This window comes from Mycobacterium sp. (assembly GCF_008709575.1).
Classification (GTDB): Bacteria; Actinomycetota; Actinomycetes; order Mycobacteriales; family Mycobacteriaceae; genus Mycobacterium.
Genome location: NZ_VYIK01000098.1, coordinates 1 through 6,828 on the forward strand (window position 1 = coordinate 1; position 6,828 = coordinate 6,828).

Below are 6,828 nucleotides of genomic sequence, written 5' to 3' on the forward strand. Positions count from 1 at the left end.
ACATCGAAATCAATCCTGCGACCCGCTGACGCCGACACGCTTATTTGAGGACTAGTGGTGTGTCCGTCAATTAATTGACGGCTTCTTGGTGTGATTCACGTTATGAGGCGGGCCGTTCCAGCTATGCTGGTGTCCCCTGGGCAGCGTGAGGTTCTTGAGTCTGTGGCGCGGTCGACGTCGGCACCGCATCGCGAGGTTGTCCGGGCGCGGGCGTTGTTGATGGCGGCCGACGGTCTGGCGAATACGGCCTTCGCGCGGACGTTGTCGGTGTCGCCGGCGTCGGTCAGCGGGTGGCCGGCCCGGTTCGCTGAGGAGGGGTTGGTCAAGTTCGCGCAGGTCCGTGAGTGGCGGGGCGGAAGAAGACGATCCAGCAGTAAAAGATTGACGAGATCGTGGATCTGACAATGAACTACCGCCCGCAGGGCCAAATCCATTGGTGCTGTGAGACGATGGCCTCGCGCGACTTGATGCCAATCGTGCGGTCATCCCAATCAAGATGTCGATGAACAGTTGCCGCACCGAATTTTTGGATTCTTCAGCGAGCGCTAAGTGGAATTTCTACGCCGATGCCGCATGCAGGCCGGTTCACAACCGTTCGATACCGGCGTCGTCGAGGCGCTCGGCAGCCTCGGCGGATGGTCTAGCCTCGATACGACAGCGTTCTGCGGAGTGCGTTTGACTGAGTGTTCATTACTCAATGACGAGCTTGCCCAGCTCAGCTCAGCATGTCAGCAGCATGCATCCGGCGATCGGGCCGCCGCCCGCGGCGACCACCGCCACCTCCGGGCGCCGCGCAACCTGCCGCTCCCCGGCCTCCCCGCGCAATTGCAGGCACGCCTCGTGGAGCACCCAGTAGCCATGCATGCGCCCCGCCGAGAGCTGACCGCCGTAGGTGTTCAGCGGCAACTCGCCGTCACGCGCGATGCGCTCCGCGCCCTCGACGAACGGACCGGACTCCCCGTCGGCGCAGATACCGAGTGCTTCCAGCCAGGCAAGGGTGAGGAAGGTGAATCCGTCGTACAACTCGGCCACGTCCACATCGGCGGGAGTCAGGTCGGTCCGCGACCACAGCTGCGCCGCCGCGTCGGCAGAGGCCATCTTGGGATAGTCCGGTCGGTGAAACCACCCGCCGGCCCCGTCCGATCCCCCGATCGCCTCTACCGCCACCGCAGGGTGCGGACAGTCGCGGGCATAGGCTGCATTGGACACCACCACCGCAATCGACCCGTCAACGGGGACATCGCAATCGAACAACCCGAACGGTGTGGAGACCAGCCGCGCCGCAAGGTAATCGGCCATCGTCATCGGCTCACGATAGACCGCAAGCGGATTCAACGCCGCGTTGCGCCGGCTGTTGATCGCCAGCCAGCCCAGCTGTTCCTTGGTGGTTCCATACAAGTGCATATGCCTGCGGCAGTTGAGTGCCAACCAATTTGCCGCCGAATATGCATGTGCGGCAAGGAGATCAGGGATATCGTCCATCGGCCCGACGACGGGTCGATCACCGTCGGAGGGCGACTCGACGAGCCGCGCGAGCGGACTAGTCTCGTCCGACGGGGCCGGCGAGGGCGACACAGTGCCGCCGAGCATGCCCACAGTCCGGTACACCAGCACGTTGCGGGCCCGGTTCTCTGCCACGGCGCGGCATGCCGACATCACGGGAGTCAACAGGCCGCCGGTGTCGAAGCCGAATCCACAGTCCACCGCGTCGATTCCCAACGCAGCGGTGATCTCGGCGGCCGGGGTGTCCCCGAGAGTGGCGATCCCGTCGATAGCCGCCGCGGTCAGTCCCGCGTCGGCGATGGCGGCGCCCACCGCCTCCAGGGTCAGCTCCAGGGCCGGGACACCGAGGCGGCGGCCGATGCGCGAGATTCCGATTCCGGAGACGATCGCGTTCTTTTCGAAATATTCCATCACCGCCACCCGTCCGCCCGAGAAAGTGTACTGTATCGCGGGTGGCATCGGCGAAGCTGCTCATCGAGCATTGTGCTGCGTGCGCGCACTGGGTCCATCCGGCAACCGGAACATGCCGGGACTGCGGCGGCCCGTTGGTTGCCCGGCCGGTCTCGGGGCAAGGCACCGTATTCACCTACACGGTGAACCACCATCCCTACAATCCCGACCTCGAGACACCCTACGTGATCGCGATCATCGAACTGGCCGAACAGCAAGGCCTGCGTGTCGCCGCGAATATCATTGACTGCGAACCAGATTCAGTGTTCTGTGGGATGACCGTCGAAGCCCGGTTCGCCCAGCCCGGCAAGCCGGTGTTCGCGCCGAAGATCGGCAGGCCCAGCGGGCCGGCTACTTGATCAACGGGTCACGCGGCATGCCGAGGATGCGCTCGGCGATCTGGTTGCGGGTGACCTCGGAGGTGCCACCGGCGATTGCCATGCCGCGAGCGGCCATCACCATCCGGCTGAACAGCCCAGCCGGCCCGTCGGCGAGCGCGATCTCCGGTCCCAGCAGGGCCGCGGCGATCGCGGCACCTTCACTCATGTGCTCGGCGAGCTTGAGTTTGGTGATATTGCCCTCCGGCCCGGGCCCTGCTCCTTCGACGCTGCGGGCAGCCCGGCGCAGGTTCAGCAGTCGCAGCGCGTGCTCTTCGGCCAGGAACGTACCCACGCGAACCTGCGCACCGGCCAACCGATCCGGGTGTTGTTGAGTCAACCGGATCAGCTGTGCGCCAAGGCCCTGATAGAAAGAGCCGCCGCCGATGCTGACCCGCTCGTTGCCCAGGGTGGCCCGGGCGACCGTCCACCCGGCATTGGGCTCGCCGACCACGTCCTCGTCGGGCACGAAGACGTCGTTGAAGAACACCTCGTTGAAATCCGAGCCGCCGGTGATCTGGCGCAACGGCCGCACCTCGACGCCGGGTGCCTTCATGTCGATGATCATCGCGGTGATACCGGCGTGCTTGGGCGCGTCCGGGTCGGTGCGCACGGTGGCCAGCCCGCGTCGGCAGTACTGGGCGCCGCTGGTCCACACCTTCTGGCCGTTGACCTTCCAGCCGCCGTCGACCCGGGTGCCGCGCGTCTTGATGCCGGCCGCATCCGATCCGGCGTCGGGCTCGGAGAACAGCTGGCACCAGATCTCGTCTTGGCGCAGCGCCGCCTCGACGAATCGCTCGATCTGCTCAGCGGTTCCGTGCTGGATCAGGGTCAGGATCACCCATCCGGTGATCGAGTAGTCCGGTCGCTTGATCCCGGCTGCGGCGAACTCCTCCTCGATCACCAGCTGCTCGACCGCTCCCGCCGCCCGGCCCCACGGTTTGGGCCAGTGCGGCATCACGTAGCCGGTCGCGATCAGTTTGTCGCGCTGCGCTTGCTTGTCCAGTGCGGCGATCTCGGCGGCATCAGCGCGGACCCGCTTACGCAGCTCTTCAGCCTCGGCGGGCAGGTCGAGGCTGTTGGTCCGGGTGGTGCCGGCCGCGGTGCGGTCGAACACGTCGCGCGCGGGCGCGTCGCCGCCGAACAACGCCCGGACGGTAAGGGCGCGGCGCAGGTGCAGATGCGCGTCGTGCTCCCAGGTGAACCCGATGCCGCCGTGTACCTGGATGTTGAGTTCGGCGTTGCGGGCATAGGCCGGGAACGCCAGCGCCGCGGCCACCGCAGCGGCCAACCGGAACTGCTGCTCGTCCTCACCGGCGGCGCGGGCGGCGTCCCACACCGCTGCCACACCGGACTCGGCGCCCACCAACATGTTCGCGCAATGGTGTTTGACGGCCTGGAAGGTGGCGATCGTGCGACCGAACTGCTGGCGCACCTTGGCGTAGCCGACAGCGGCGTCCACGCAATCCGACGCGCCGCCGACCGCCTCGGCGCTGACCAGCGTGCGGGCCCTGGCCAGCGCCGATGCTCGGGCTTCGGGCAGGATGTCGGCGGCGGTGACGCGGACGTCGCGCAGGCTGACCCGCCCGGAGCGCCGGGTGGGATCGAGGTTGTCGGGCACCTGGACCGATACGCCGGCGCGGCCGCGGTCCAGCAGCAGCATGTCGTCGCCGGCGGCGATCAGTAGCAGCTCGGCGAGGCCGGCTCCCAGTACGACTCCGGCGTCGCCGTCGGCGATCCCGTCGTCGACGCGGACGTTGCCGCCCAGCCCGACACCGGCGCTGAGGGTGCCGTCGACCAGTCCGGGCAGCAGCCGCGTTTTCTGCTCGGCGGTGCCGTCGTTGGCGACGACGGCGGAGGCGATCACGGTCGGCACGAACGGTCCCGGCGCCACCGCCCGGCCGAGCTCCTCGATCACCACCACCAGCTCGGGCAGGCCAAATCCCGAGCCGCCGTACTCTTCGGGGACGTGCAGGCCGAGCCAGCCGAGCTCGACGAGATCTGCCCAAAACGGCGGCCGGGACTCGTCGGGCGAGTCGAGCAGCGAGCGCGCCGCCCACCGGGCCTTCTGCGACGTCACAAAGTCGCGGGCCACCTCGGCGAGCTGGCGATGGTCGTCGGTTAACGCGATACCCATCAGAGGCCCTCCTCGTCACTGCGGCCGGCGTGCCCAGAGTGTACGTAATCCGGCTTCGCCGCCAGCCAGGCACTCACCTGGGGGCGAACCTCTGCCCGGCGTCCAGTCGCAGGCATTGGCCGTTGAGCATCGGGTTGTCCACGATGGCCGCGACCAGCTTGGCGAATTCTTCCGGGCGGCCCAGGCGCTTGGGGAATGCCGCGTCCTTGGTCAGCGCGGTGGCGAAGTCGTCCGGGATACCCCGGGTCAGTCCGGTGGCGAACAGGCTCGGCGCGATCGCCAGCACCCGGATGCCCAGCGAACCCAGATCGCGCGCCATGGTCAGGCACATGCCGGCAATGCCCGCCTTGGCCGCGGTATAGGCGATTTGCCCGATCTGGCCCTCGAACGCCGCGATCGAGGCGGTGTTGACGATCACGCCGCGTTCCCCGGTGGTTTCGGGGTCCTCCGGCTCGTTTTTGCTCATGTGCCAGGCGGCCAGCCGGTTGACGTTGAAAGTGCCGATGAGGTTGAGATCTACCACCTGCCGGAAGGATTCGAGGTCGTGCGGACCCTCCTTGGACAACGTCCGCTTGGCGATCCCACCGCCTGCCGTGGTCACGATCACATGCAGTCCGCCGAGTGCGTCGACCGCGGCCTGCAGCGTCTCCTCGATACCGGTGAAGTCGGTGACATCGGCCGGGTAGAACAAGCCGCGCCCACCGCTGAGGCTCGCGGCGACGTCTTTGCCGTCGGAAGCCTCGCGGTCGAGTATCGCCACGCTGGCTCCGCGCTCGGCGAGCAGTTCAGCGCTGGCGCGACCCATTCCCGAGGCGCCGCCGACGACGATCACCTTCTTGCCGTTGATCTCCATGCGCACCTCCCTCATCGCGCCGCGTCCTCCGCACGCGTAGGTGCACGCTACCGCGAGCGTGCGTGACGCCCTCGGTCAGGTGTGTAAAGGCGCACCGTGCCGGCGGGCTGCCGGGCCGGCCGGAACCGCCCCGCTGCTAACGGGCTCATACCGCGAACGTATCGAGCCAGTGGGCGATTTCGGCGGCGGCCTCGCCGTAGAAGGTCTGGTAGACCCGGTCGGCGACGTAGCCGATGTGCGGGGTGGCCACCACGGTGTCCAACGTGCGCAGCGGATGCCCGGCCGGCAGGGGTTCGGTGTCGAAGACGTCGAGCCCGGCTGCGGCGAGCCGGCGCGAACGCAGGGCGTCGATCAGGGCTCTCTCGTCGACGATCGGTCCGCGTGACGTGTTGACCAGCAGCGCCGTCGGCTTCATCAGCCCCAGCTGTTCGGCGCCGACCAGACCACGGGTACGCTCGCTGAGCACCACGTGGATGGTGAGCACGTCGGCGCGGCTGAACAACTCGTCTTCGGATACGTAGGTCACCCCGGCCCGGTCGGCGGCCTTGGCGGTCAGGTTGGTGCTCCAGGCGATGACCTCCATGCCGAACGCCGCCCCCACCCGTGCCACCCGGGTGCCGATCCGGCCCAGGCCGAGCACGCCGAGCACCGTCCCCCCGAGTTGGCGGCCCACCGAGGTCTGCCAGCCGCCCGAGCGCACCGACATGCTCTCGTCGACGATCCGCCGCGCTGCCGCCAGGATCAACGCCCAGGTCAGTTCGACTGTGGACTCGATGTAGCCGCCGGTCGTGCTGACGTGGATGCCGCGCTCGGCGGCGGCCGCGACGTCGACGGCGGCGTTGAACGGTCCGGTGGACGCAATCATCTTCAGCCGCGGCAGGCGCTCGATGATGCTGCGGGTCAGCGGTGTTCGCTCGCGCATCACGCACACCACGTCGAACGGCGCCAGTCGTTCGACGACCGCATCCGCATCGGCCAGGTGATCGTTGAAAACGGTGATGTCGGCGCGAGCCGCCACCGCAGACCAGTCGGCCATGGTTAAAGCGACGTTCTGGTAGTCGTCGAGGATTGCTACCCGCATCCTGCCAATGTCGCACGGCGGGGCTTGATCCCCGGCGCGGCATCACCCGCTCGCACCGCGCGCGCCGGTCGCGCCGGTCGCGCCGGCCGTGCCGGTCGGGCCGCTCGCGCCGGCTGTTCCCTCCTGGCCGAGGATGGAGAACGAGCCGGCGGCGCCGCCGTCCCCGGCGACGCCCGCCTCGCCGCCAGCCCCGCCGGCGCCGCCGTCCCCGCCGGCCGGATATGCTGCGTTGCCCGCACCGCCGGTACCGCCGGTACCGCCTGCCCCACCGTCGCCGGCCGCGCCGCCGTCCCCGCCGTTGCCGCCCTGGCCTAAAAATCCCGCGGCGCCGCCGTCACCACCCGCACCGCCCGGGCCGCCCATGGCGCCGGGCCCACCTGCACCGCCCGTACCGGCGGCGACGGCGGTCGAGGCCGCGCCGCCGGTA

At 68.6% G+C, this 6,828-nt stretch carries 6 protein-coding genes and 1 pseudogene; 2 read left to right on the forward strand and 5 right to left on the reverse strand.

The features are described 5' to 3' along the window. Nucleotides 1-102: 102 nt before the first annotated feature. Nucleotides 103-455 (forward strand): annotated as a pseudogene (locus tag F6Q13_RS16400) (helix-turn-helix domain-containing protein); the annotation flags it as partial. 265 nt (nucleotides 456-720) lie between these two features. Here F6Q13_RS16400 and F6Q13_RS16405 read toward each other — a convergent pair. Then, a complete protein-coding gene (locus F6Q13_RS16405; protein ID WP_293058783.1) occupies nucleotides 721-1,914 on the reverse strand; it encodes a thiolase family protein in 1,194 nt (397 codons plus the stop codon). Between the two features lie 41 nt (nucleotides 1,915-1,955). Here F6Q13_RS16405 and F6Q13_RS16410 point away from each other — a divergent pair, with 41 nt between their 5' ends. Next, nucleotides 1,956-2,312, forward strand: coding sequence for an OB-fold domain-containing protein (locus tag F6Q13_RS16410; RefSeq protein ID WP_293058786.1), 357 nt, complete (start codon nucleotides 1,956-1,958; stop codon nucleotides 2,310-2,312). Here F6Q13_RS16410 and F6Q13_RS16415 read toward each other — a convergent pair. From F6Q13_RS16415 to F6Q13_RS16430, 4 genes are all read right to left on the reverse strand, one after another. After that, nucleotides 2,305-4,467, reverse strand: a complete 2,163-nt coding sequence (locus tag F6Q13_RS16415; RefSeq protein ID WP_293058788.1) for an acyl-CoA dehydrogenase — start codon at nucleotides 4,465-4,467, stop codon at nucleotides 2,305-2,307. The genes F6Q13_RS16410 and F6Q13_RS16415 overlap by 8 nt on opposite strands. 73 nt (nucleotides 4,468-4,540) lie before the next feature. Further along, on the reverse strand, nucleotides 4,541-5,320 hold the full coding sequence (locus F6Q13_RS16420; protein ID WP_367141341.1) for an SDR family NAD(P)-dependent oxidoreductase: 780 nt from the start codon (nucleotides 5,318-5,320) through the stop codon (nucleotides 4,541-4,543). 145 nt (nucleotides 5,321-5,465) lie between these two features. Continuing rightward, nucleotides 5,466-6,401: a D-2-hydroxyacid dehydrogenase family protein gene (locus F6Q13_RS16425; RefSeq protein ID WP_293058790.1), complete on the reverse strand. Its 936-nt coding sequence runs from the start codon at nucleotides 6,399-6,401 to the stop codon at nucleotides 5,466-5,468. A gap of 42 nt (nucleotides 6,402-6,443) precedes the next feature. Continuing rightward, nucleotides 6,444-6,764 carry a hypothetical protein gene (locus F6Q13_RS16430; RefSeq protein ID WP_293058792.1) on the reverse strand — a complete coding sequence of 107 codons (321 nt, stop codon included), beginning with the start codon at nucleotides 6,762-6,764 and terminating at the stop codon, nucleotides 6,444-6,446. Nucleotides 6,765-6,828 lie beyond the last annotated feature (64 nt).